The 23,575-nt window shown below is 44.2% G+C and carries 23 protein-coding genes; 7 read left to right on the top strand and 16 right to left on the bottom strand.

From position 1 onward, the window contains the following. Positions 1 to 2: 2 nt before the first annotated feature. From K7G75_RS12040 to K7G75_RS12005, 8 genes are all read right to left on the bottom strand, one after another. Entirely contained in the window at positions 3 to 1,217 is a 1,215-nt protein-coding gene (locus K7G75_RS12040; protein WP_222984492.1) for an RsmB/NOP family class I SAM-dependent RNA methyltransferase, read from the bottom strand. 146 nt (positions 1,218 to 1,363) lie between these two features. After that, complete coding sequence (locus K7G75_RS12035) at positions 1,364 to 1,804, bottom strand: hypothetical protein (RefSeq protein ID WP_222984491.1); 441 nt, start codon at positions 1,802 to 1,804, stop codon at positions 1,364 to 1,366. Then, positions 1,797 to 2,330 carry a hypothetical protein gene (locus K7G75_RS12030; protein ID WP_222984490.1) on the bottom strand — a complete coding sequence of 178 codons (534 nt, stop codon included), beginning with the start codon at positions 2,328 to 2,330 and terminating at the stop codon, positions 1,797 to 1,799. Before K7G75_RS12030 ends, K7G75_RS12035 begins: the two co-directional genes overlap by 8 nt. Positions 2,331 to 2,361: 31 nt before the next feature. Further along, positions 2,362 to 2,904 carry an RNA polymerase sigma factor gene (locus K7G75_RS12025; RefSeq protein ID WP_222984489.1) on the bottom strand — a complete coding sequence of 181 codons (543 nt, stop codon included), beginning with the start codon at positions 2,902 to 2,904 and terminating at the stop codon, positions 2,362 to 2,364. Between the two features lie 210 nt (positions 2,905 to 3,114). Continuing rightward, a complete protein-coding gene (locus K7G75_RS12020; protein WP_222984488.1) occupies positions 3,115 to 4,935 on the bottom strand; it encodes an ABC transporter ATP-binding protein in 1,821 nt (606 codons plus the stop codon). A 4-nt stretch (positions 4,936 to 4,939) separates the two neighbouring features. Then, positions 4,940 to 6,646, bottom strand: coding sequence for a phospho-sugar mutase (locus tag K7G75_RS12015; RefSeq protein WP_222984487.1), 1,707 nt, complete (start codon positions 6,644 to 6,646; stop codon positions 4,940 to 4,942). A 52-nt stretch (positions 6,647 to 6,698) separates the two neighbouring features. Continuing rightward, positions 6,699 to 7,646, bottom strand: a complete 948-nt coding sequence (locus tag K7G75_RS12010; protein ID WP_222984486.1) for a glycosyltransferase family 2 protein — start codon at positions 7,644 to 7,646, stop codon at positions 6,699 to 6,701. Between the two features lie 43 nt (positions 7,647 to 7,689). Continuing rightward, positions 7,690 to 8,208 carry a DUF4199 domain-containing protein gene (locus tag K7G75_RS12005; RefSeq protein ID WP_222984485.1) on the bottom strand — a complete coding sequence of 173 codons (519 nt, stop codon included), beginning with the start codon at positions 8,206 to 8,208 and terminating at the stop codon, positions 7,690 to 7,692. A gap of 161 nt (positions 8,209 to 8,369) precedes the next feature. Between K7G75_RS12005 and K7G75_RS12000 the strand changes: the two genes are divergently transcribed. Beyond that, positions 8,370 to 8,639: a type B 50S ribosomal protein L31 gene (locus K7G75_RS12000; protein ID WP_222984484.1), complete on the top strand. Its 270-nt coding sequence runs from the start codon at positions 8,370 to 8,372 to the stop codon at positions 8,637 to 8,639. A gap of 83 nt (positions 8,640 to 8,722) precedes the next feature. After that, a complete protein-coding gene (locus K7G75_RS11995; protein ID WP_222984483.1) occupies positions 8,723 to 9,898 on the top strand; it encodes a GlmU family protein in 1,176 nt (391 codons plus the stop codon). A gap of 157 nt (positions 9,899 to 10,055) precedes the next feature. On the opposite strand, the gene K7G75_RS11990 is transcribed toward K7G75_RS11995, so the two are convergent. Further along, a complete protein-coding gene (locus K7G75_RS11990; protein ID WP_222984482.1) occupies positions 10,056 to 10,754 on the bottom strand; it encodes a hypothetical protein in 699 nt (232 codons plus the stop codon). 389 nt (positions 10,755 to 11,143) lie between these two features. Continuing rightward, entirely contained in the window at positions 11,144 to 11,407 is a 264-nt protein-coding gene (locus tag K7G75_RS11985) for a hypothetical protein (protein WP_222984481.1), read from the bottom strand. Between the two features lie 314 nt (positions 11,408 to 11,721). On the opposite strand from K7G75_RS11985, the gene mtaB reads away from it, so the two are divergent. After that, positions 11,722 to 13,050: a tRNA (N(6)-L-threonylcarbamoyladenosine(37)-C(2))-methylthiotransferase MtaB gene (mtaB, locus tag K7G75_RS11980; protein ID WP_222984480.1), complete on the top strand. Its 1,329-nt coding sequence runs from the start codon at positions 11,722 to 11,724 to the stop codon at positions 13,048 to 13,050. 44 nt (positions 13,051 to 13,094) lie between these two features. Here mtaB and K7G75_RS11975 read toward each other — a convergent pair whose 3' ends face one another. Further along, positions 13,095 to 13,388: a GNAT family N-acetyltransferase gene (locus K7G75_RS11975; RefSeq protein WP_222984479.1), complete on the bottom strand. Its 294-nt coding sequence runs from the start codon at positions 13,386 to 13,388 to the stop codon at positions 13,095 to 13,097. Between the two features lie 164 nt (positions 13,389 to 13,552). Between K7G75_RS11975 and K7G75_RS11970 the strand changes: the two genes are divergently transcribed. Both K7G75_RS11970 and K7G75_RS11965 read left to right on the top strand, forming a co-directional pair. Beyond that, on the top strand, positions 13,553 to 14,215 hold the full coding sequence (locus K7G75_RS11970; RefSeq protein ID WP_222985023.1) for an alpha/beta hydrolase: 663 nt from the start codon (positions 13,553 to 13,555) through the stop codon (positions 14,213 to 14,215). 47 nt (positions 14,216 to 14,262) lie between these two features. Beyond that, the gene (locus K7G75_RS11965; RefSeq protein WP_222984478.1) at positions 14,263 to 15,213 is read left to right on the top strand and encodes a lytic transglycosylase domain-containing protein; all 951 of its coding nucleotides are present in this window, start codon (positions 14,263 to 14,265) and stop codon (positions 15,211 to 15,213) included. 3 nt (positions 15,214 to 15,216) lie between these two features. Here the strand turns inward: K7G75_RS11965 and K7G75_RS11960 are convergent, their stop codons facing one another. Then, complete coding sequence (locus K7G75_RS11960) at positions 15,217 to 15,732, bottom strand: DUF2892 domain-containing protein (RefSeq protein ID WP_222984477.1); 516 nt, start codon at positions 15,730 to 15,732, stop codon at positions 15,217 to 15,219. A gap of 174 nt (positions 15,733 to 15,906) precedes the next feature. Between K7G75_RS11960 and rpmH the strand changes: the two genes are divergently transcribed. Then, on the top strand, positions 15,907 to 16,065 hold the full coding sequence (gene rpmH / locus K7G75_RS11955; RefSeq protein WP_082433296.1) for a 50S ribosomal protein L34: 159 nt from the start codon (positions 15,907 to 15,909) through the stop codon (positions 16,063 to 16,065). Positions 16,066 to 16,164: 99 nt separating this feature from the next. After that, positions 16,165 to 19,017, top strand: a complete 2,853-nt coding sequence (gene carB, locus K7G75_RS11950; protein ID WP_222984476.1) for a carbamoyl-phosphate synthase large subunit — start codon at positions 16,165 to 16,167, stop codon at positions 19,015 to 19,017. Positions 19,018 to 19,072: 55 nt separating this feature from the next. On the opposite strand, the gene K7G75_RS11945 is transcribed toward carB, so the two are convergent. From K7G75_RS11945 to gndA, 4 genes are all read right to left on the bottom strand, one after another. Then, complete coding sequence (locus tag K7G75_RS11945) at positions 19,073 to 20,569, bottom strand: hypothetical protein (protein WP_222984475.1); 1,497 nt, start codon at positions 20,567 to 20,569, stop codon at positions 19,073 to 19,075. Positions 20,570 to 20,603: 34 nt separating this feature from the next. After that, positions 20,604 to 21,218 (bottom strand): DUF7151 family protein, encoded by a 615-nt coding sequence (locus K7G75_RS11940; RefSeq protein WP_222984474.1) that lies wholly within the window; start codon positions 21,216 to 21,218, stop codon positions 20,604 to 20,606. Positions 21,219 to 21,358: 140 nt separating this feature from the next. Continuing rightward, on the bottom strand, positions 21,359 to 21,952 hold the full coding sequence (locus K7G75_RS11935) for a hypothetical protein (protein ID WP_222984473.1): 594 nt from the start codon (positions 21,950 to 21,952) through the stop codon (positions 21,359 to 21,361). Positions 21,953 to 22,032: 80 nt separating this feature from the next. Then, positions 22,033 to 23,442, bottom strand: a complete 1,410-nt coding sequence (gndA, locus tag K7G75_RS11930) for an NADP-dependent phosphogluconate dehydrogenase (protein ID WP_222984472.1) — start codon at positions 23,440 to 23,442, stop codon at positions 22,033 to 22,035. Positions 23,443 to 23,575 lie beyond the last annotated feature (133 nt).

Below are 23,575 nucleotides of genomic sequence, written 5' to 3'. Positions count from 1 at the left end.
AATTATTGGGATTTGGAAAGCAGCGCCATATAAAAGCCGTCAAAACCGCTTTTGGAAGCATAGATATTTTGCTCTTTGACGAGTTCAAAACCTTGACCACTTTCCGATTCCAAAAATCGATATACTTGTTTGGAATTTTCTTGGGGCAGGATGGAGCATGTGGCGTAGACCATTTGCCCTCCTTTTTTGAGCATTCTACTGTAACTTTGAAGGATATCTTGCTGTACACCCATGATGCGGTCTATGAATTCAGGTTCCAATTTCCATTTTGAATCTGGATTTCTCCTTAAAACGCCCAATCCTGAACAGGGTGCATCCAACAACAATCTATCGGCGCTCCCATATAATTTCTTGATGACCTTCGTTGAATCTATGGCACGGGTTTCCATGTTGTGCACACCATTTCTTCTTGCCCGGATCTTGAGTTTTTTAAGCTTGCTTTCATAAATGTCCATGGCAATCAGTTGCCCCTTGTTTTCCATCTGGGCAGCCAAATGCAATGTTTTTCCTCCGGCACCCGCGCAGGCATCAATGACCCGCTGTCCCGGCTTCACATCCAGATAGGGAGCCACCAATTGGGAAGACGCGTCCTGGACTTCGAATAAACCATCTTTAAAGGCTTGGGTGGTAAATACATTTTTCCGTTCCTTGAGCCTCAAGGCATCCGGGTAGCCTTCCAGGGTTTCAGTAGCAATCTCTTCAGCATCGAGCAAAGCCTGCAATCCTTTTTTTTGGATTTTCAGGGTATTGGTTCTGAGAATGACGTCGGCCTGCTTGTTCAAAGCGGCAATTTCTTTGGTCCAAAGGGCATCTCCAAGGGATTTTTCCCCCAGTTCATCCAGCCAATCTGGAATGGATTCCCGAAATTTTCTGATTTTTGAAAGCTCATCGAACCTGCCCTTTATACGACGCTCTGGGGTCTCTTCCAATTGTTTCCAATCGGGAAGTCGAATGCCGCGCAATACACACCAAACGGCAAAAAGACGAAACAAGTGCTGTCGGGAATAGGGGTCATTGGCTTCCGCTATTTCGGTGTATAGCCTTTTCCATCGCACAATGTCATAGGTGGTCTCTGCAATGAAGGCGCGGTCACGGGCACCCCAACGTTTGTCGTACCGCAATACCTTTTCTATGACCTTATCGGCATATTCTCCCTGATTGAAAATCATGTTCAGGGCATCTATTACGGCAAAAACAAGGTTTCGATGTAAGCGCATGGTATGTGATAAGGTTGCAAAGGTATCATTTCTGGGGTTAGTGCAGGCCGAAAAAAAGACTGGCCCAATGTCTCAGTATTTTCTTGGGATGATGAAGACCGTGAGTTTTCGTGCACCTTGCTGGAAGCATCAAAAGACCTCCATTTTTACCCTCCCCCTTGTCGCTTGCGGAACTGTTGCAACAGTCGTTTTTTAAAATCTTCTTCGGCTTGAATCAAAAGTAAAACCTTTCTAGGAGGTATCACTTTTCGCATCCGTGCTATGAAATCTTGATTCATTTGGTGTTTTTCGCTTTCAAGGGCAATCAGTTCGTCCAAAAGTGCAGCGGATTCGGCATCGGAAAGGGATTGAGGGGATGAGGCCCTGGAACCAAACTCTGCCCGTTCCCTTTGCCGGATGGATTCCAATTGCTCCTCATGTTCATTGTAAACAGGCCAAAATTCTTGGGCCTCTTTGCTGGTTAGGCCAACCCTTTCGGTAATAAAGGCAACCTTGAGTGTTTTTATGCGCTCCCTGACCGGACCTTGGGCCTGTGACCAGAAGAGGCCACCCAAAAACAGAGCTAGAAAGAGTATGTTTTTATTCATATTCACTGTAATCTAAATTTAATTCTTCAATATCCTCCACATTTTCGTTCAAATAGTCCAAAATGTTCTGCTCCTCTAGTTCGCTTTCCAACACATCGTTAAGCTCCAAGCTTTCAAGGGAAATCACCTCGGCTATCTCGTAACTGCTCATATCCAAAGCCGAGGAGTTCAAATAGGTCTCAATCTCGGTGCTGGCCAAATCCTCGAAGGCAATTGGAGTGTCCGATTTCCACGTGGGAACGAAAATCAGCAAAATAACTGCGGCGACCGCCGCAGCTGCATAAAAGAATTTTTTATAGGGTTTTAGTTGGATAACTTTCCCTGATTGGGTTTTGGCTAATTTGACAGTCAGTTTTTCGGAAAGCGTTTCAAAATAGTCATCGGGAACCACAAATCCATCCGATTCTGGGATCAGGACAGAGATTTCCTCGATTTCCTCTTGGTTTATTTTGTCCATGAGTCGGTCATGGAAGCCTTCAAAATAACCTTCCGGAGTGTTAAAACTATTTTTTTTGTCCTTTTTCATTTTTGTTTTGACCTTTTCTTTATCCAAAGGTTTAATCTTCCTTAAGATACGCTTCTATTTTCTTTACCGCCAAATGATAGGAAGCTTTCAATCCACCTACGGACGTGTCCAATACCTCCGAAATGTCCTCATACTTCATTTCCTGAAAATATTTCATGGTAAAGACCAATTTTTGCTTATCGGGGAGCGTTGCCATCGCTTTTTGCAATTTCAGTTGGATGGCATCTCCTTCAAAATATACATCGGATTGAAGATTCTCAACCATGCTGTTCTTCAATTCGTCATCGCTGAGGCCCAATTTTTTCGATTTTTGTTTCAAAAAAGTAAGGGATTCGTTGGTAGCGATGCGGTACATCCAGGAAAACAACTTGCTTTCACCCTTAAATCCCTCAATGTTTCGATACACTTTGATGAATGTGTTCTGAAGCACGTCATCCGCATCGTCATGATCGAGCACAATCCTCCGAATATGCCAATATAGGCGTTCTTTGTAGGCGTCCACCAACACCTCAAAGGCCCTGGCCTGTGTTTCTTGTTGTTTGAGCTCTTTGACTAAGGTTTCCTCAGTGATCAATTGTCCATGCAATTTGCTGCTTTGACTCCTGTAAAGTTAAAAGGTTTAATTTTTCGATGAACAATTGGCAATGTGCATTTATCTATTACGAATCATCAATTAGGAATGTGTAACAATGGATGAAATATTTTCGACAACCAATTTGACAGACCGTATTGGCATTTCAAGTGCAGTCGGGAAATCATACTAGTGTTTCATGGAAATGTTGTTTCAAAAGGATTGCATTTCCACCAATTTCTTGTACCCTTTTTTGGATTTCATCAGTTCGTCATGGGTGCCTTGCTCCACAATTTTTCCATTTTTCATGACCACAATGGAGTCTGCATTTTGAATGGTGGACAAACGATGCGCAATAACCAATGAGGTCCTGTTCTGCATCATCTTCTCCAAGGCATCCTGCACCAAACGCTCACTTTCGGTATCCAGGGCGGAGGTGGCCTCGTCCAAAATCATTATGGGTGGATTTTTAAGCACGGCCCTTGCTATGGACAGTCGTTGTTTTTGGCCCCCACTGAGCTTGTTTCCGCTGTCACCAATATTCGTATCGTACCCGTGGGGAAGTTCCAAAATAAAATCATGCGCATTGGCCACTTTGGCCGCTTCCATGATTTCTTCCAAGGTGGCATTTTCTTTGCCCAGGGCTATATTGTTCTTAACGGTATCATTGAAAAGGATGGAATCCTGGGTTACCAATCCCATAAGGCCCCGCAACGATTTTTTACTGATCTCCTTGATATTGACCCCGTCTATTTGTATTTCACCCTTGTTCACATCATAAAACCGCGTAACCAAGTTGGCAATGGTACTTTTCCCACTTCCTGACTGACCGACCAATGCGACGGTCTGCCCTTTATTCACTTTTAGGTCAAAATCCTTCAGTACGTAGTCATCCTCATATTTAAAGGAAATATTTTGAAGTGTGATGCACGCATTGAAATCATTCTTTTGGATAGCATTTTCTGCATCTTTAATGGGATTATCAGCCTCCAATATCTCCAGGACCCGCTCTGCGGCTGCATTTCCTTTCTTTACGCCGTAGGATGCCTTACTAATAGCCTTGGCCGGAGTTAAAATGTTGTAAGCCAATCCCATATAGGCTATGAATGAGGAAGCATCGAGGGTTTGGTCCACCAACACCATTTTACCACCAAACCAGAGCAGTACCCCAATAACAAGAATACCGAGGAACTCTCCTGTTGGGGAGGCCAAATTTTGACGGTTCAACAATGAGTTGGAAAACTTGAAGAATCTTTCCGTGGAGTTTTTGAAGGTGCTGAAGAATTTTGATTCCGCATTAAAGGCCTTTACCACCCTGAGACCACTTAGGGTTTCCTCAACAATGGAGAGAAGTTCACCCTGCTCTTTTTGTACCCTATCGGATTTTCGCTTCAATGATTTTCCAATCCTTGAGATTATCATTCCGGCTACCGGGATGAAAATGAAAACGAAAAGGGTGAGTTTGGCACTGATTCCAAACATGACCAAAATGGTAAAAAAGATGGTCAAGGGTTCCCTCACGATCAACTCCAGGATGGATAGAAAGGAATGTTGTATTTCCAATACGTCCGAAGTGATACGGGCAATAACGTCCCCTTTTCTCTTTTCTGAAAAGAAAGAAACGGGAAGGTCCACTATTTTTTGGTACATTTTGTTGCGAATGTCCTTGAGCACCCCATTTCTCAAAAAGGTGATGAAGTACATGGCCAAATAATTAAACAGGTTTTTAAACAGAAAGAGGGCCAATACAAGACTAATCACCAACACCAGTCCTTTCATGTCATCATCCCCGGAGTATGCGGTGACCCGATAGTTGATATAATCCTGAAGGTAATCCTTTAGGTTGCCAAAACCTTCATAGACAGGTTCGGTGTAGACTTTGTGTTCGGGCTTGAAAAGCACATCCAGCATAGGGATTAGCGCCGCAAAGGACAGCGCACTGAACAATGCATAAAGTATATTGAAGAATATGTTCAACGCACCATATCTGCGATAGGGTCCCGCAAAACGGAGAATCTTTTTAAAGTAGTTCATTCACCTATAAGTTCAATTCGGACCGGATGCCATCCAGTTTGGCTTCCAACTGCGAATTTACGGATTTAAAATCCTCTGCTCTCCCCAGTTTTGCGTTGGTGCTCATATAAAACTTCACCTTGGGCTCGGTGCCACTGGGCCTGGCTGCAATGCGGGTGCCATCTTCCATTTCATAGATAAGCACGTTGGATTTGGGCAAATCGATTGTTTTTTCTTCCCCGGTTCGCACATTTTTGGCAATGGAGGTATTGTAATCCTCAATCCAGACCACATTGGAGCCTTGCACAGATTCCACAGGGTTTTCCTTGAAATCGACCAACATCTGCTTTATTTCCTCGGCGCCACTGATGCCTTTTTTGGTGAGGGAGATCAATTTTTCCTTGTAAAAACCAAATTGGACGTAGCAGTCAATCAATTCTTCATAAAATGAACTGCCCTTGGCTTTGGCATCAGCTGCAATTTCACAGGCCAGTAGGGTAGAGGTGACCGCATCCTTGTCGCGAACAAAATCCCCCACCATGTATCCGAAGCTTTCCTCACCACCTCCGATAAATGTGGATTCTGGAAAATCCTTGATCATTTTTCCGATCCACTTGAATCCCGTAAGCGCAGTTTTGAATTCCACGTTATAGGCTTTTGCCATTTGTTCCATCATGGGGGTGGACACAATGGTGGTGGCGATGAACTCATTGCCCCTAAAACCTTTTTTCTTGTATTGATCTAGAAGAAATTTGGTCATCAACACCATGGTTTGGTTACCGTTGAGCAATTCCATTTCACCATCCAAATTGCGCACCGCAATCCCTAATCGGTCACTGTCCGGGTCCGTGCCCACAACCATGTCGGCCCCAATTTCCTCAGCTTTTTTAATAGCCATGGAAAGTGCTTCGGGCTCTTCGGGATTTGGGGACTCTACCGTTGGAAATGACCCATCAGGTTTTGCCTGTTCCGCTATGGTCGTTACATTGCTGTAACCGGCCCTTTTCAAAACTTCTGGAATCGCTGTTATTGAAGTACCGTGTAACGAGGTGAATACTATCTTAAAATCATCCTTGCCCTTGGCGTTGAAATTTCCATTTTGAACGGACGCCTCAAAAAAGGCTTCGTCCACTTCCTTGTCAATATTATGTATCAGGCTTTTATCGGCATTGAAATTTATGTCCTCAAAAGAAATTGCATTGATTTCCGCGATGATTTCGCCATCCTGTGGCGGCACAATTTGACCACCATCAGACCAATAGACCTTATAGCCGTTATATTCTGGTGGATTATGGGAGGCGGTCAGCACGATTCCGGCATGGCACCCTAAATGTCTGACAGCAAAAGACAGCTCGGGCGTAGTGCGTAGCTCCGAAAAAAGATAAACAGTTATTCCATTGGCGGAAAAAACCTCTGCCACGACTTGGGCCAAGGTATCCGAATTGTGCCTGCAATCGTAGGCAATGACCACTTTCAGCCGATCATCGGAATTTGTTTTTTTGAGGTAGTTGCTCAGGCCCTGAGTACTTTTTCCCAGTGTATATTTGTTGATGCGGTTGGTGCCAACGCCCATAACGCCACGCATTCCCCCGGTACCAAATTCCAGGTTTTTATAGAAACGCTCCTTCAGCTCCTCGCGATTGTTTTTTAAAAGATTCTGAATCTCAACTTTGGTGTCTTCATCAAAAAAATCGGTGAGCCAAGATTTGGCCGTGGTTTCGATAGCATCCATAAGGTCGTATTTGTGAATTTAAAAATACAAAGTTTACGGGTTTAAGAACCGCTTATAAATTAATTTTGTCCGATACGGTGTAGCGGGTGTCATTTTTTCTGGTCCGTACGATGATCTCACCTAAAAAACCAGCCAGAAAAAACTGGGTCCCGATGGTCATGGCAGCCAGTGCAATGAAGAATTGCGGACGATTGGTTATCAATCTTCCCGTAGGATTCAGGAATAGTTTGTCTATGCCCAAATACAGGGCGAAACCGAAGCCAACAATGAACATGAGCACACCAAGCGCACCGAACAAGTGCATGGGCCGGCGTCCAAATTTTGAAACAAACCAAATGGTGACCAGGTCCAGGAAACCGTTGATGAAACGTTCGGCTCCAAATTTTGTCTTACCATATTTACGCGCTTGGTGCTGTACCACTTTCTCCGCAATATTGGAAAACCCTGCGTTTTTTGCCAAAACGGGGATGTATCGGTGCATTTCGCCAGATACTTCAATGGTTTTGATCACATCTTGGTCAAATGCCTTGAGTCCGCAGTTGAAATCGTGCAGGCGAACACCGGAAGTCTTTCTTGCTGCCCAATTGAACAGTTTGGAGGGTATGTTTTTGGTGATGATGGCATCATACCGTTTCTTCTTCCAACCTGACACCAAATGATGACCGTTTTCATGCACCATCCTATAGAGTTCGGGTATCTCCTCCGGATTGTCCTGCAGATCGGCGTCCATGGTGATCACCACCTCGCCCTGGGCAGTCTTGAAACCGGCATGCAGTGCTTGAGACTTTCCAAAATTCTTTAAAAAACGAATGCCCTTGACGCTCTTGTTCTTTTGGGAGAGCTCGGTAATGGTGTCCCATGAGCCATCGGTACTGCCATCGTCAATAAAGATGATCTCGTATAAAAAATGATTGGATTGCATCACCTGTACAATCCAATCATGTAATTCGTTCAACGATTCTTGCTCGTTAAGCAAAGGGATAACAATGGAAATTTGCATTGCTCTTTTCTGGAATTCCCTTCAAAAGTAGCACTTTTTTGGCTTAATAGGCGGGCTTGGACTTTTTCAGGATGAGTCCCGTAACCAAACCGAGCACAAGACCGATCAAGATATTTATGATCAAGATTATGGGATAGCCCATCCACCAAAACTTGATGCTCTGCTCTTTTTGCATATCAAATTCCTCCTGGGTGATCTCCCCATTCATCAGGGCTGGGCCCAAACGTGCGTCCATGATTTTTGATGGTGCATCGGGGTCAATATAGTTTACCAATACAATGTTGTACACAATACCGATTATACCGGCGATAAGGGCAATACCGGCACCGATTTTCAGGGCCTCCGACAAGCTAAGGTAGCTGCCGTTGGCCTTTTTAAAGGCCGAAATGCCCAAAAAGGTCACCACAGCGGCAATGGCAATTCCGATTACCATAAGTGCCGAGCTCTGTGAGGTGTGCATCTCCTGTGTGTAGAGCATAATCCCGAAAACTACACTTATGCCTCCGAGAATCAGCCCGTAATTCAGGGAAAATTTTCCTGTTTTTGGTTGTTGTTCTTCCATGTCTTGTTTTTTAGTGTTGATTGCGATAGGTTAGTGGCCTTTGCGAAGTATTTGTTACAGTTAAAGTTACTTTTTTTCTTTTTTAAGAACTTTGGGTTGTCCGTATAAAAGAAATCATTAAATTTGCACCTCGAAAATTCTGAGAATAAGTATTTAAGACGATGAGAAAAGGCATACACCCGGAAAATTATAGATTGGTGGCATTCAAGGACATGTCCAATGACGATGTGTTCATCACAAAATCCACTGCAGAGGCCAAGGAAACCATTACCGTGGATGGCGTTGAGTATCCTTTGGTGAAGTTGGAAATTTCGAGAACATCACATCCTTATTACACTGGTAAGACCAAATTGGTGGATACCGCCGGTAGGATCGATAAGTTCAAGAACAAGTACAAGAAATTCAATCAAGAAGAGAAGAAGGCCGAGTAGGTTTACCTTTTCAACGAAATAACTCCGACGCTCCTGATGGTTTTCAGGGGCGTTTTTTATTTTTGTGCATATACCACACCACCATGAACTATATCCTTGCGGACGGAACCACGCGTGAATCCCTATTGCCCTTTACCTTTACCAGACCCGTTGCGGATATCAGGGTAGGTATTTTGACTGTACGCGAAAAGTGGGAAAAATGGTTGGGAACTTCGTGCAGCAGCAAGACAGAACCCTACCTATCCGAAAAATTTCCGTTGAAAGCCTCGGGAACCAATGTGGTGATCTATGGGAAATACCTGCCAAACAAAGCTTTGGTGGAAAGCATCGGGCAGCTGAAGCTCGGCGAGGTGCTGGTTTCCGAAGGAAATCCCATAGCCTATGCTACGGCTCATCCCGAAAAGGACTTCATTTTTTCAGATTATCGGTCGGTGCCGTACCAAGCGGAGGTGATGCAGATTGAAAACACCTGGGATATTTTCTCCAAAAACGGCGAGGCCCTGCAGGCCGATTTTGACCTGTTGACAGCGGGACGGAAGAGTCAACCGCTTTCCAAGACCAACCGGGTGCTTAACCCTGAAAACATTTTCCTGGAAGAGGGCTCCAAAGTGGAGTTCAGCATTTTGAACGCTTCCACCGGGCCCATTTACATTGGCAAAAACGCAGAGATCATGGAGGGCTGTTCCATACGCGGCGGGTTCGCCCTTTGCGACCATGCCGTTTTGAAGATGGGTGCGAAGATCTACGGCCCCACTACGGCCGGACCCTATTGCAAACTGGGTGGAGAGGTGAACAATTCCGTACTATTTGCGTATTCCAATAAAGGGCACGACGGTTTTTTGGGCAACTCCGTGTTGGGCGAGTGGTGTAATTTGGGTGCAGACACCAACACCTCCAACCTAAAGAACAACTACGCACCCGTACGCTTATGGAGCTACAAAACCGAAGGTTTTGCCAAAACAGGGCTTCAATTTTGCGGCTTGATGATGGGCGACCACAGCAAATGTGGCATCGATACCATGTTCAACACCGGAACGGTGATCGGGGTGAGTGCCAATATATTTGGCAGCGGCTTTCCCCGCAACTTTGTGCCCTCCTTTAGTTGGGGCGGTGCCTCCGGCTTTACCACGTTTTTGCCCAAAAAGGCCTTTGAGGTGGCCATTGCCATGATGGAACGCCGTGGCTTTGCCTTTGATGAAAAGGAACAGCGCATTTTGGAGACCGTTTTTGAACTGACGAAAAAGTGGCGGAATTACTAAAAAATCTTGGAAGTTTCGTTATCGTGATTGTATAAGATTAGTTGCGTGTTTTAAGCAACTAATTTAGCAAATACAAACGGAATAGAAAATCCGCGAGGATTTTCGTAAGTAGGCTTGCACCAGCAATTAATTTTATACGGTGTTGCCAGTAGTTTTTTTAATAGTCAGTTCCAATATATTGTAATTCGTTTTTTGTTTTTGAGAGTTGAAAATAAAAATGACTTGTTCCATCTTCCATTGGTTTTTCAGTCCAATATTCTCTATTTAGGTGATTTTCGGTTTCGTAATTCAATTTTTCAAAAGTCTCATAGTTTGCTGATGGAAAGTCCTTTTTGTAATCTTTAAACTCCAAAAATCCTTTTGATTCCCTAATTTCCTTTGCTATTCTTACTTTATCTGATTCCGAAATTTGGATTTTTAGAGTATGTGAGTAATCCATAAATCCACCACTTTCATTTTTCAATATTTTAAAGTCGTCTTTTAGCTCAATGTTATGTTCCGCTAATAATTTCCTTGCGTCATTTTTACTAAAAATCCAGTCACTAATCCAAGGTGACATAAATAATAATATGAAACCAAAAGTCAGCAATAACGAAACATATTTTCCAGTTTTCGGTCTTTTAAATACTCTAAATATCCAGTAAGTCAGAAATACAATTTGAAAGGCCAAAATAAATGGCCAAATAAAAATCACAAGAAATTCTAGTTCTGCCAATATAGTCCAAGCAATTAATAAGCTCAAAATAGTTCCAGTTACAATTCCAGTTTTTTTATTTCCGTTCTTAAAAGGAAGCCAAAAACATAGGATTGATAATCCGAATAAAATTAGACTTGATATGATATTGAAGTGGTTCATTCAAATTACTGGCAACGCTTAAGATATGATTCCGTTTTAATGAATTATATCGACCGATAACGAAGTTAGTTGAAATGGATTACAATTTCAATAGGGGCTTTGCCTTAGGTTTTAAGTAGTTATCAACAGATTCTTAAGTTCAAGGGCAAGTTTTGAGGCCAAAGTGGTGAAGGGTGAAGTCGGAAGTCTGAAGTCGGAAGTTAGAAGTACGAAGTCGGAAGTTAGAAGTTAGAAGTCTGAAATCAGAAATCAGAAGTCAGAAGTTTGAAGTGCGAAGTCAGAAATAGGAGGTTAGAGTTAGAAAGAAATGGCTTCATTGTATTATTAATGTCAATTGAAAACGCATGCTCAGGGACCCACTTAAACCGAACACTTGTTTTCAACTTTTCTTAATCCGCAATCTGGAATGGAATGGCTTTTTCTTCTGAATTGTTAATCAAAAATATGGTGCCCGCCGTCACCAAAGCAATCCCTCCCACCAAAGCCACAAAGTTCGTTTTCCTTCGTTTTAAACTGCTTACTTTTTCCTTAGGGAACGCTACAATGTTCTCGTTGGTTTTTAAGTAAATGCTGTTCTCGGTGATTTTAGAACATATGCCTTCAACGGTCTGTCCATTGTATAGGGTCAACTCGTAGGTCTTTCCGTTTTTCATTTCCGAAATTTGCCTTGGTCTGTAGACTTGACAGCTTTGTAACAGAAAGAAGGCAGCAAAAACCAATATTGTAATTCTCATGAGGAGGTTTTTCGAAAACCGCAGAACAAAACCAAAACGATTGTAAGATCTGCGACTTAATTATCTTCAACAATAATATGTTTTTTTGATAAAATATTGCTTGTAAAGATTATTAATTTGGTCAGCAATTTCTTATATGGCTGATTTCCAAAACTTATCTTTTGAGCTAGGTGTTTTCAAAAAATGCACTTCAATCAAATTACTATCTTTGCAAACCTTTTACAAGCTTACGCATGAACAGAAAGGTCGCTTTTTATACATTGGGATGCAAACTCAACTTTTCCGAAACCTCTACCATTGCACGGAGTTTTGAAAAGGAGGATTTTGAGCGGGTGGACTTTTCCGAAAAGGCGGACATTTACGTCATCAATACCTGCTCCGTCACCGAAAATGCGGACAAACGGTTCAAGACCATCGTAAAGCAGGCCCAGCAGCGCAATCCCAATGCCTTTGTGGCCGCAGTGGGCTGCTATGCCCAATTAAAACCCGAGGAACTTGCTGCCGTGGACGGTGTGGATTTGGTACTTGGCGCCACTGAAAAGTTCAAAATTACCGATTACCTCAACGACCTTTCCAAAAATGACCACGGTGAAGTGCATTCCTGCGAAATAGAGGAAGCTGATTTTTATGTGGGCAGCTATGCCATTGGCGACCGCACCCGTGCTTTTTTAAAAGTGCAGGACGGCTGCGACTACAAGTGCACCTATTGCACCATACCCTTGGCCCGGGGCATATCACGTAGTGATAGTTTGGAAAATGTGCTGCAGAATGCCCGGGAAATCGCTGCGCAGGACATTAAGGAGATTGTATTGACCGGGGTGAACATCGGGGATTATGGGAAAGGGGAGTTTGGCAACAAAAAGCATGGGCACACCTTTTTGGATTTGGTAAAGGCGTTGGACGAGGTGGAGGGCATCCACAGGTTGCGAATTTCATCCATAGAACCCAATTTGTTGAAAAACGAGACCATCCATTTTGTGGCCAAGAGCAATAGTTTTGTGCCGCATTTCCATATCCCATTACAAAGCGGAAGCGATGCCATTTTGAAAAAAATGCGCCGTCGCTATCTCACCAATCTTTATGTGGACCGGGTTAAACAGATCAAGGAGACCATGCCCCATGCCTGTATCGGGGTGGATGTGATCGTGGGCTTTCCCGGGGAAACGGACGAGCATTTTTTGGAAACCTATCACTTTTTGAATGCCTTGGACATCTCTTACCTCCACGTGTTCACCTACTCGGAGCGTGACAATACCCTGGCCGCGGAAATGGAAGATGTGGTGCCTCAAAATGTCCGCAGAAAGCGCAGCAAAATGCTTCGAGGCCTTTCAGCAAAGAAAAGAAGGGCGTTTTACGAAGGTCAGTTGGGCAGTGTGCGAACCGTTTTGTTCGAGGGCGAGAACAAATCGGGCTATATTCATGGATTTACCGAGAACTATGTAAAGGTAAAAGCACCCTGGGATCCAGCTTTGGTGAACACCCTGCATCAGGTGGAACTCACGGAAATTGATGAGGACGGATTGGTGCGCTTTGAATTTGTTTCCGATAAAGTCTTGGCATAAAAAAACCTCCTAAAAGGAGGTTGGTAATCTTAAGGGCCACACTATCAAATGCGGATGCCCACGGGCAACATTTCCTTATACTGTCTGTTCTTTCTCAAAAAACCTGCAATATGTGGGCTCGTAGGCACTACCCTCAGGTTCTGTTCTTGGATGTGGTGCAGAACGGCTTTGATAAAAGTTTCTTTAAAGCCTTCTTGTTCAATTTCTTCGGGAATTACCAGTTTGGTCAAAAATACCTTTCGTTCTTGGGAAGAGTACTCAATTTTTGCTAAATGCCCATCTACTTTTGTTTCGAATTGGCGCAAGAAACTATTGTCATTGATTTCCATTTCTGTCATATAGTTTTATTTTAAATTGATTCGGTCACAATACCAACACAGTGAATCCAGGTCGGCGCCCTTTATGATGTTATGTTATTTTTTTGCGGGGCTATTTGCAAAAGGGATACAAAAGTAGTCAAAAAATGACTAATTTCCTAGTTTTATTCGATATTTGGCGAGAAATGCCCGACAATAAAAAGCATATCTATTTGATGCCGGGAATGGCAGCCAATCCTTCCATTTTTGATGGCATAGCACTGCCCCAAGACCAATTCGTAACCCATAAATTGCATTGGTTCGTTCCCGATAAGGGCATGTCCCTGAGTGCCTACGCCGAAAAAATGTGCAAAAAGATCCATCATAGCAATCCGGTATTGTTGGGAGTTTCTTTTGGGGGGCTTTTGGTACAGGAAATGGCCAAATTTTGCCAACCTTCCAGGACCATTATCGTTTCCTCCGTTAAAAACCATAGCGAGCTGCCCAAACGCATGATCTTTGCCAAATACACCAAGGCCCACAAATTGTTGCCCACAGGACTGGTGACCAATGTGGAACTTTTGGCCAAATATGCCTTTGGCGAAACCGTGACCAAGCGGTTGGAACTGTATGAAAAATATCTGTCCGTTCGCGATAAACGGTACATCGATTGGTCGTTGGACCAAATTGTAAACTGGAAACAAGATGAGCCTCCCACAAACTTGGTGCACATTCATGGCGAAAAAGACGCTGTATTTCCCATCGGAAACATCAAGGAATGCATTACCGTTAAAAATGGCACACATACCATGATCATTCATCGGGCCAAATGGTTCAATGAGCGACTGCCGGCAATTATTTTGGAATAGGGAAGTTCTATATTAGTATCTTTGATAGTAAAAGAATAAAGATTGATATGAAATCCCTAAAAAATATATTGGCTGCCATTGGATTGGTAGCTGTGCTCAGTTCCCTGATTTTTGCCGTACAATCGGATGCTGTTGAAAAAGTGGAACCACAGGCCGAGGAAACCAATGATAAAAATGTGGCCGAGGGCTACCAAGTCAGTGCCATAGAAATTCCTGAAGACCTCAATTTCGCAGGAGAGCTGGTTCCCATTGATGACCCGGAAGTTTTGGAACGCGTAGACCGTGAGTTTTTAGTGAACACCTATTGGCAGTCCAACGCCCTGTTGCTTATGAAGAGGGCCAACAAGTATTTTCCCATTATCGAACCGATTTTAGCCAAAAATGGCATCCCCGATGATTTTAAATATCTCGCCATGGCCGAAAGCGGGTTGACGAATGCCGTTTCTCCGGCAGGAGCCACCGGAATTTGGCAGATCATGAAAGCCACCGGAAAAGAATATGGTTTGGAAGTCAATGATAATGTGGACGAGCGCTATCATGTGGAAAAAGCCACGCAAGTGGCCTGCGATTACCTTAAAAAGTGGAAAGAACGCTTTGGTACCTGGACCTTGACCGCTGCGGCCTACAATGCCGGACCTTCGGGAATCCGCAAGTACATGGGAATCCAAAAGGCTGACAACTATTATGATCTATTGCTGGGTGAGGAGACCGGGCGCTATGTATTCCGTATCATGGCTATTAAGGAAATCATTTCAAATCCAGAAAAGTATGGCTTTAAACTGGAAAAGGATGATCTCTACGAAGCCGTGCCCTCATTCTCGGTGGAAGTGGATACCGCTGTGGCCAGTTGGGCAGATTTTGCGCAAGAATACGAAATCAGTTACAAGGTTTTGAAAAGGCATAATCCCTGGTTAAGGGAACCCCATCTAAACAACTCCACGGGCAAAAAATATGTGGTGGAAATACCCAATAAAGGGTATTACAGAAGTGCAAAATAGGCGCTAAATTTTCTTCATCTGCTGCTGCATCATCTTGATTTGTTCGCCAAGCATGTTGTTCTTGTCCAACTTTTTAGCTTCCTGGAGTAACTGGGTGGCCTCGCGCTTCCTTCTTTTTTGCATGGCGATGCCGGCCAAGCTCAATTTGGCCATAGCCACGTCATAATCCATGGTGAGCCCAAACTTCAGCGCCTTTTTAAAATACTTTTCCGCCTGGGTCAGGTTTTTCTGGGAATAAATGATCCCATGTAGATAGTTGAAGTACCCTTGTTGTTTTTTAGTCAAGGCCGAATCAGGGTTCTTGATCTTGCCCAACCACTTTTGGGTGCCCTCCATATCCTGTTTTCGCATGCGGAGAAAGGCCAATAGGATAAACTCATTTCTAAAATAAAGGAAAATAAAGACCAGGGAAAGCAGGATAAGTGCAATGCCGTTGCCAATAAATCCCTCCACGAACTGATAAATGGCATATCCAATGATCAATGCGGCGATAACGAGTTTTATATTTTTGTTGAACATGGTTCTACAGGTAATTTTAGCTAGGATTAAGAAGAGGCAAAAGTACTAAAAACTAAATTAAAAAAAATTGGAGGGCGTTTGCCAAAGTAAAAACTCTTTGTATATTTGCGCCCAGAATTTTTCGGGAAGTAAAAACCTTCCGTCAAAGCAAAAATCCAGTAAAAAGTTCGGGAAATGAAAAGAACGTATCAGCCTTCAAAGAGGAAGAGAAGAAACAAACATGGTTTTAGGGAACGCATGGCGACTGCCAATGGAAGAAAAGTTCTGGCCAGAAGAAGAGCCAAGGGAAGAAAAAAACTAACTGTATCCTCTGAGCCAAGACACAAAAAATAATGACTGTCAATAACTTTTAATTAAAGGTGCTACTTTATCAAGATTAGCACCTTTTTTTTGACCTATTTTTAAATTTTTAACCACGAGTAACCCAGTAGAATGCCTAGAAGAGAAGATTTAAAATCCATTTTGATTATTGGTTCTGGTCCCATTGTCATTGGCCAGGCATGTGAGTTTGATTATTCCGGATCCCAAGCACTTCGGTCCTTAAAAGAAGATGGGATTGAAACCATCCTGATCAATAGCAATCCAGCCACGATCATGACCGACCCGGTAATGGCGGACCATATCTACCTGAAACCATTGACCACCAAATCGATCATAGAGATTTTAAAGAAACACCCCAACGTTGATGCCGTGCTCCCGACCATGGGAGGCCAGACCGCATTGAACCTATGCATTGAAGCGGACGACAAAGGTATTTGGGAAGATTTTGGTGTGGAGATCATCGGGGTGGATATTGATGCCATAAACATTACCGAGGATAGGGAAAAGTTTAGGGAGCTGATGACAAAGATTGGCGTGGGCATGGCGCCCCAGGCCACCGCCACCTCTTTTCTAAAAGGAAAAGAAATTGCCCAGGAATTTGGTTTTCCACTGGTAATCCGGGCCTCATTTACCTTGGGTGGGGCAGGAGCCTCCATAGTCTATGATCCCAAGGATTTTGATCGCTTGCTAAGTCACGGACTGGAGGTGTCGCCAATCCACGAAGTGATGATCGATAAGGCGATGATGGGCTGGAAGGAATATGAACTGGAACTTCTTCGCGATAAGAACGATAACGTGGTCATTATCTGTACCATCGAGAATATGGATCCCATGGGCATCCATACGGGAGATTCCATTACGGTGGCGCCTGCCATGACACTTTCGGATCGTACGTTTCAACGTATGCGGGATATGGCCATCCACATGATGCGCAGCATAGGGGATTTTGCGGGAGGATGTAATGTGCAATTTGCCGTAAGTCCCGATGAGAAAGAGGATATAATCGCGATTGAGATCAATCCAAGGGTCTCGCGTTCCTCGGCACTGGCCTCCAAAGCAACGGGATATCCTATAGCCAAAATAGCCGCCAAGCTAGCGATTGGCTACACGTTGGACGAACTGGAAAATCAGATTACAAAATCAACTTCGGCACTTTTTGAACCCACTTTGGATTATGTCATAGTAAAAATTCCACGTTGGAACTTTGACAAATTTGAAGGTTCCGATAGAACCCTTGGACTGCAGATGAAGTCCGTGGGCGAGGTAATGGGTATCGGACGATCTTTTCAGGAAGCCTTGCACAAGGCCACCCAGTCGCTTGAGATCAAGCGCAATGGCCTTGGTGCCGATGGCAAAGGGTACAAGGATTATGATACCATTATCCAAAAATTGAAGGTGCCCAGTTGGGATAGGGTATTCGTCATTTATGATGCGATACAGCTCGGAATTCCGCTAAAGACCATCAATGACATCACCAAAATTGATATGTGGTTCCTTAAGCAGTATGAGGAATTGCATTATTTGGAACAGGAAATTTCAAAGCACACCATTGAAAGTTTGTCAAAATCCCTTTTGCTGGAAGCCAAACAAAAAGGTTTTGCCGATCGCCAAATAGCCCACATGTTGGATTGTTGGGAGAGCGAGGTTCATGCCAAACGGGTAGATCTTGGTATAAATCGGGTTTACAAGCTGGTGGATACCTGCGCTGCCGAGTTCAAGGCGGTTACTCCCTATTACTACTCCACCTTTGAGGAAGAAATAGAAACGCCCGACGGGCAACGATTTGTAGCCAACGACAGCATCGTCACCGATAAAAAGAAAATAGTGGTACTTGGATCGGGACCCAATAGAATTGGGCAAGGTATTGAGTTTGACTATTGCTGTGTACACGGGGTGTTGGCCGCTGCTGAATGTGGCTACGAGACCATCATGATCAACTGTAACCCTGAAACGGTTTCCACGGATTTTGATACGGCGGACAAGCTTTATTTTGAACCCGTTTTCTGGGAACATATCTACGATATTATCCGACATGAAAAGCCTGAAGGTGTGATTGTGCAGTTGGGCGGGCAAACTGCCTTGAAGTTAGCTGAGAAATTGGATAAATATGGCATAAACATCATAGGTACAAGCTTCAAGTCTTTGGATTTGGCCGAGGACCGGGGAAGTTTTTCCACCTTGTTGAAAGATAATGGCATTCCATATCCAAGATTTGGGGTTGCAGAAACCGCTGACGAAGCCTTGGCCCTTGCCGATGAACTAAATTTCCCTCTTTTGGTAAGACCTTCATACGTTTTGGGAGGCCAGGGCATGAAAATTGTCATAAACAAAGAGGAATTGGAGGCGCATGTAGTGGATTTACTCCGTAAAATACCGAATAACAAGCTGCTTCTTGACCATTACCTGGATGGGGCCATAGAGGCCGAGGCGGATGCGATTTGTGATGGTGAGGAGGTATACATCATCGGGATAATGGAACATATAGAACCTTGTGGCATCCATTCAGGGGATTCCAACGCCACTTTGCCACCGTTCAATTTGGGGGAATTTGTAATGCAACAGATCAAGGACCACACCCGAAAGATTGCATTGGCATTGAACACCGTGGGGTTGATAAACATACAATTTGCCATTAAAGATGACATGGTATACATCATCGAGGCCAACCCAAGGGCCTCCAGAACGGTTCCTTTTATTGCGAAAGCCTATGGAGAGCCTTATGTGAATTATGCCACCAAGGTAATGTTGGGCGAAAAGAAAATCAAGGATTTCACGTTTAATCCCAAATTGGAGGGGTTTGCCATAAAGCAGCCGGTGTTCTCATTCAATAAATTCCCGAACGTGAACAAGAACCTCGGGCCGGAGATGAAGAGTACCGGAGAAAGCATCCTATTTATAGACAGTCTTAAGGATGATGAGTTCTATAATCTTTACTCCAGAAGAAAGATGTATTTGAGCAAGTAGGATGAAACCAAACATATATATATGAAAAAGGCCGCTGAATTTCAGCGGCCTTTTTTTAATGTTTGTTCTGTTCCAGTTTTTCCAACCTCTCAGATAATTCCTTTATCCATTTATTCTGCTCAGCAAGCGCTTGGTTGATTGCTTTCAAACTGTCCAATTCTTTTTGCTGTTGAATGGTGTGCAGGGTGAGCTCTTCAATCTTTTGGAGCAATTTGGCATTCATTTCCCCTAGTTCAATACCGGTTTCGCGCACTTCCTTAGCACTGGGGATATTGGGAAGATGACCATTGGTCTTAATGTAGTTTTCAATGAAATGCAAACTTGGGAGGTCATACCCATTTTCGAAGACAAAATCGGGCCAATTACCCTGAAGTTCAACCTTTACACTTTCGGCAATCATATTGCCAGCCACTGCCAAAAGGTATCCTTGGGTATTTGATGTACCTATCCCTACGTTGCCTGTGGAATAGGAAACATCGTTGCCAGCCACACTCCACGGAGATATGGGAAGTGCTGCTCCATTTATCAGTATGTCGGTGGCGTTAATCGTGCCGTTCACGTCCAGTGCGAAGCCCGGGGTGTTGGTGCCTATACCCACATTTCCCGCGCTATAGAAGGCATTGTTTCCGGCCAGGCTCCAGGGTGAGGATGGCAGTGCCCCTCCGTTTATCAGTATGTCGGTGGCATTGATCGTGCCGTTCACGTCCAGTGCGAAGCTCGGGGTGTTGGTGCCTATACCCACATTTCCCGCGCTATAGAAGGCATTGTTCCCGGCCAGGCTCCAGGGTGAGGATGGCAGTGCCCCTCCGTTTATCAGTATGTCGGCGGCATTGATCGTGCCGTTCACGTCCAGTGCGAACCCGGGGGTGTTGGTGCCTATACCCACATTTCCCGCGTTATAGAAAGCATTGTTCCCGGCCAGGCTCCAGGGTGAGGATGGCAGTGCCCCTCCGTTTATCAGTATGTCGGTAGCGTTGATCGTGCCGTTCACGTCCAGTGCGAAGCCCGGGGTGTTGGTGCCTATCCCCACGTTTCCGAGATTATAGAAGGCATTGTTCCCGGCCAGGCTCCAGGGTGAGGATGGCAGTGCCCCTCCGTTTATCAGTATGTCGGTGGCGTTGATCGTGCCGTTCACGTCCAGTGCGAACCCGGGGGTGTTGGTGCCTATCCCCACGTTTCCGAGATTATAGAAGGCATTGTTCCCGGCCAGGCTCCAGGGTGAGGATGGCAGTGCCCCTCCGTTTATCAGTATGTCGGCGGCGTTGATCGTGCCGTTCACGTCCAGTGCGAACCCGGGGGTGTTGGTGCCTATTCCCACATTTCCCGTGTTATAAAAAACGCTAGCCCCAGCCACGTTCCAAGGAGAGCTTTGCATGGCAGTTCCATTTACGAAAAGCTGCGTTGCATTGATGGTGCCCAGAACTTCAAGACTATATCCAGGGGTCAATGTACCAATACCTACATTACCGGAAGCTGGAAACGAATTCTGTCCAAAGGACAAAGTGCCAACAAGCAAGAGGAGAATTGTTTGGATTGGGGTAACTTTTTTCATAATTCTATAAAAACTTTATTGGATTTACAGGGACCTATTCGTATTCTCTTAATTCAAAAGATAGATTGCTAAAATCATCTGCAAAAGCATTGATCCCATTTTGCAGTTCGATGCGCACTTCATTGGCGCCCACAATTTCTCCCCGCACACCGGTATGCGTGGTGGGCGTGGTATAAAAAATAACGGTCTTCCCTATATCGATGGTCCGATCCAGGGATCCCACATACTTTCCTTGTGACTCACGAGTCCAAACAATCGAAAGATTAAGTGTGTTTTCGAGCACCGTGGTTGTGGGGTCTTGGGACCCAGTTTGGTTGATCAAAGAAACATAAGAAAGAAAAGATGCCCCTGTAGTATCCCCATTACAAAGAAATTCGGTAGCATCCACTTCGGAGGCCTCCAACTGACCATTGGCATTCGAATCCAATCCGACCTCAATTTTATAGCCACCGTTGGAACAGTTCTCACCCGGTTGTTCAATTAAGGTGGTTATTAGGCTATTGAGCCCGTTTGCCCCATTTGTACCATCTGTACCATCTCTACCATTGGTTCCGTCGGCACCATCTTCAGGGCTACAGGCTACAAAAAGGGAAAGGGCAAATAGAATGGTTCCAAATCGAAATGAAAGAAAACTTTTTGTGCAGGTCATTGGGGGTTATTTTTGACTTACAAATGTAGGAAAGCGTTGGCAGAACCTTAAAATAAAATGCTGGAAAATATCATAATTTAGATGAAATGCAGACTAAATCGCTGTAAGGGTTTCAATCCTGTAAAAAGCATACTGGAACCTTAATTCATCAACTCGAATGACTTGGCAATTTGATCAAACGTATTTGAATACACCTGTTTGTTATCGCTCAAAGTCCATGACATAACCATATAGATTTTGGATTTACCCTCAATGATGGTCAACAGATAAAAAATATCGTTTTCCACACCGGGAACGGCACCTTCAATTTCCAACATTTCTGCATCCATTCCATTTATGTTCAAGCTGGAAGGAGTGTTTTTTCTTTTTATTTTCATGCTCTCATTCAACAGCCTCAGTTGCATTTTACCATACTGGGAAATCAATGAAACATCTGTGTTATCTCCTTTTTTCGGAACCAAAAGTTGTTCAAGACCTTCTTTTGACTCTGAAAGGACAATCGTATATGTTGCCTTGGTATTATTTTGATATTGCAAGGATGCCTCATTGTTCAGTCCCGAAGCCTGCTCCATATACTTGGGAAGGGAGAGCACATACTCGTTGTTTACGGTCACCTGCTGAAAGCCACTTTCAGCACTTTGGGCTGGACTTTTTCCATTCTTTTTTGAATCGATGCACGATCCGAGAAGAATTCCCAAAATCAATAAGCAACAGATTCCAATGTTTTGTTTCATAATAAGTGTTTGACACAGCATCAAAATAGCTTTTTGGGTCCCTGCAGTCTGAATAACTTTTATTTGAGGATGCTACTATTTTATTTTTCCCACTCGGTATGAAAAATACCATCCCTATCCATGCGCTCATAGGTATGTGAACCAAAGAAGTCACGCTGGGCCTGTATTAAGTTAAGGGGCAGTCGGGCACTGGTGTACGAGTCAAAATAGGTGAGTGCATTGGAAAGTCCGGGCAATGGAATCCCATTTGTGGCTCCATAGGCCACCAATTCCCTTGCCGAGGCCACTGTCTGTTCCACCTTTTGATGAAAAGTGGGGGAAAGCAGGAGGTTTTCCAATTTGTCGTTCTCTTGGTACGCCTTGGTGATATCAGCTAATAGGGTAGCTCGGATTATGCATCCTGCACGCCAAATCTTTGCGATTTCCCCAAGTTTCAATTCATATCCATACTCTTTGGATGCATCTGCCAATTGGTGCATACCTTGGGCATAGGTGATTATGAAAGCAAAATAGAGCGCCTGTTCCGTTTTTTCCACAAAACGGTCCTTATCCACCTTCTGTGGTGAGGGGCGGTCATATAGCGCATCAGCTTTTATACGGTCCTCCTTTAGTGCCGAGATTTGGCGCATGCTTACGGCAATATCAATGGTGGGTATGGGGATACCGAGATCCATGGCGTTTTGCGAGGTCCATTTTCCGGTCCCTTTTTGTTTGGCCTTATCCAGAATTTTATCCACCAAATGGCCTGTTCCCAAATCATCTTTCCTACTGAATATTTTTGATGTGATTTCCACCAAAAAGGATTGTAGTCTACCTTCATTCCAGCTGGCAAAGGTTGCATGTAGCTCCTCATTGGTAAGACCTGCGGATTTTTTGAGCAAATCGTAGATTTCCGAAGTAAGCTGCATCAGTCCGTACTCGATGCCATTGTGCACCATTTTCACATAGTTTCCAGCGGATTTCGGTCCCAAATAGGCCACACAGGGTTCACCCTGATACTTGGCCGCCACCGCCTCAAAAATCGGCTTCACATGTTGATATGCTTCCCTTGAGCCCCCTGGCATTATACTAGGTCCTCTGCGGGCCCCTTCGGCACCACCGGAGACACCTGCGCCGAAAAAATTGATGCCTTTTTCTTTCAGGGATTCCTCACGCCGGTCTGTATCGGTGTAGAATGAATTGCCACCATCGATTATGATATCCCCTTCATCCAAATGGGGTAGCAAGGTTTCAATGACCTTATCCACAATTTTTCCGGCAGGTACCAGCAACATGATTTTACGGGGAGTCGTAAGTGCACCAACAAAAGTTTCAACATTGGTATGGGCATTCACTCGTTTGGTGTCGCCCCCCTCTTCAATAAGTGCGTTCACTTTTTCCTCATCCAAATCGTTTCCGAAAGCGGTAAAACCATTGTCTGCAACATTCAAAATAAAGTTACGGCCCATTACCCCAAGGCCCACAAGGCCAAAATCATACGTACCTGGCATATTTTACATCTTTATGCATTTATGTTAAGACAACACGATGAACCCCTTGTGCTGAATTTCGAACCTAAAATAAACGTTATATTCGTTACGCTCAAATATAAATGCCATCATCACAAAGGATGTGGCGGTTTAG

Source organism: Flagellimonas meishanensis, from assembly GCF_019880545.1.
GTDB lineage: Bacteria > Bacteroidota > Bacteroidia > Flavobacteriales > Flavobacteriaceae > Flagellimonas > Flagellimonas meishanensis.
This window is presented reverse-complemented; position numbering and strand designations above follow the sequence as displayed.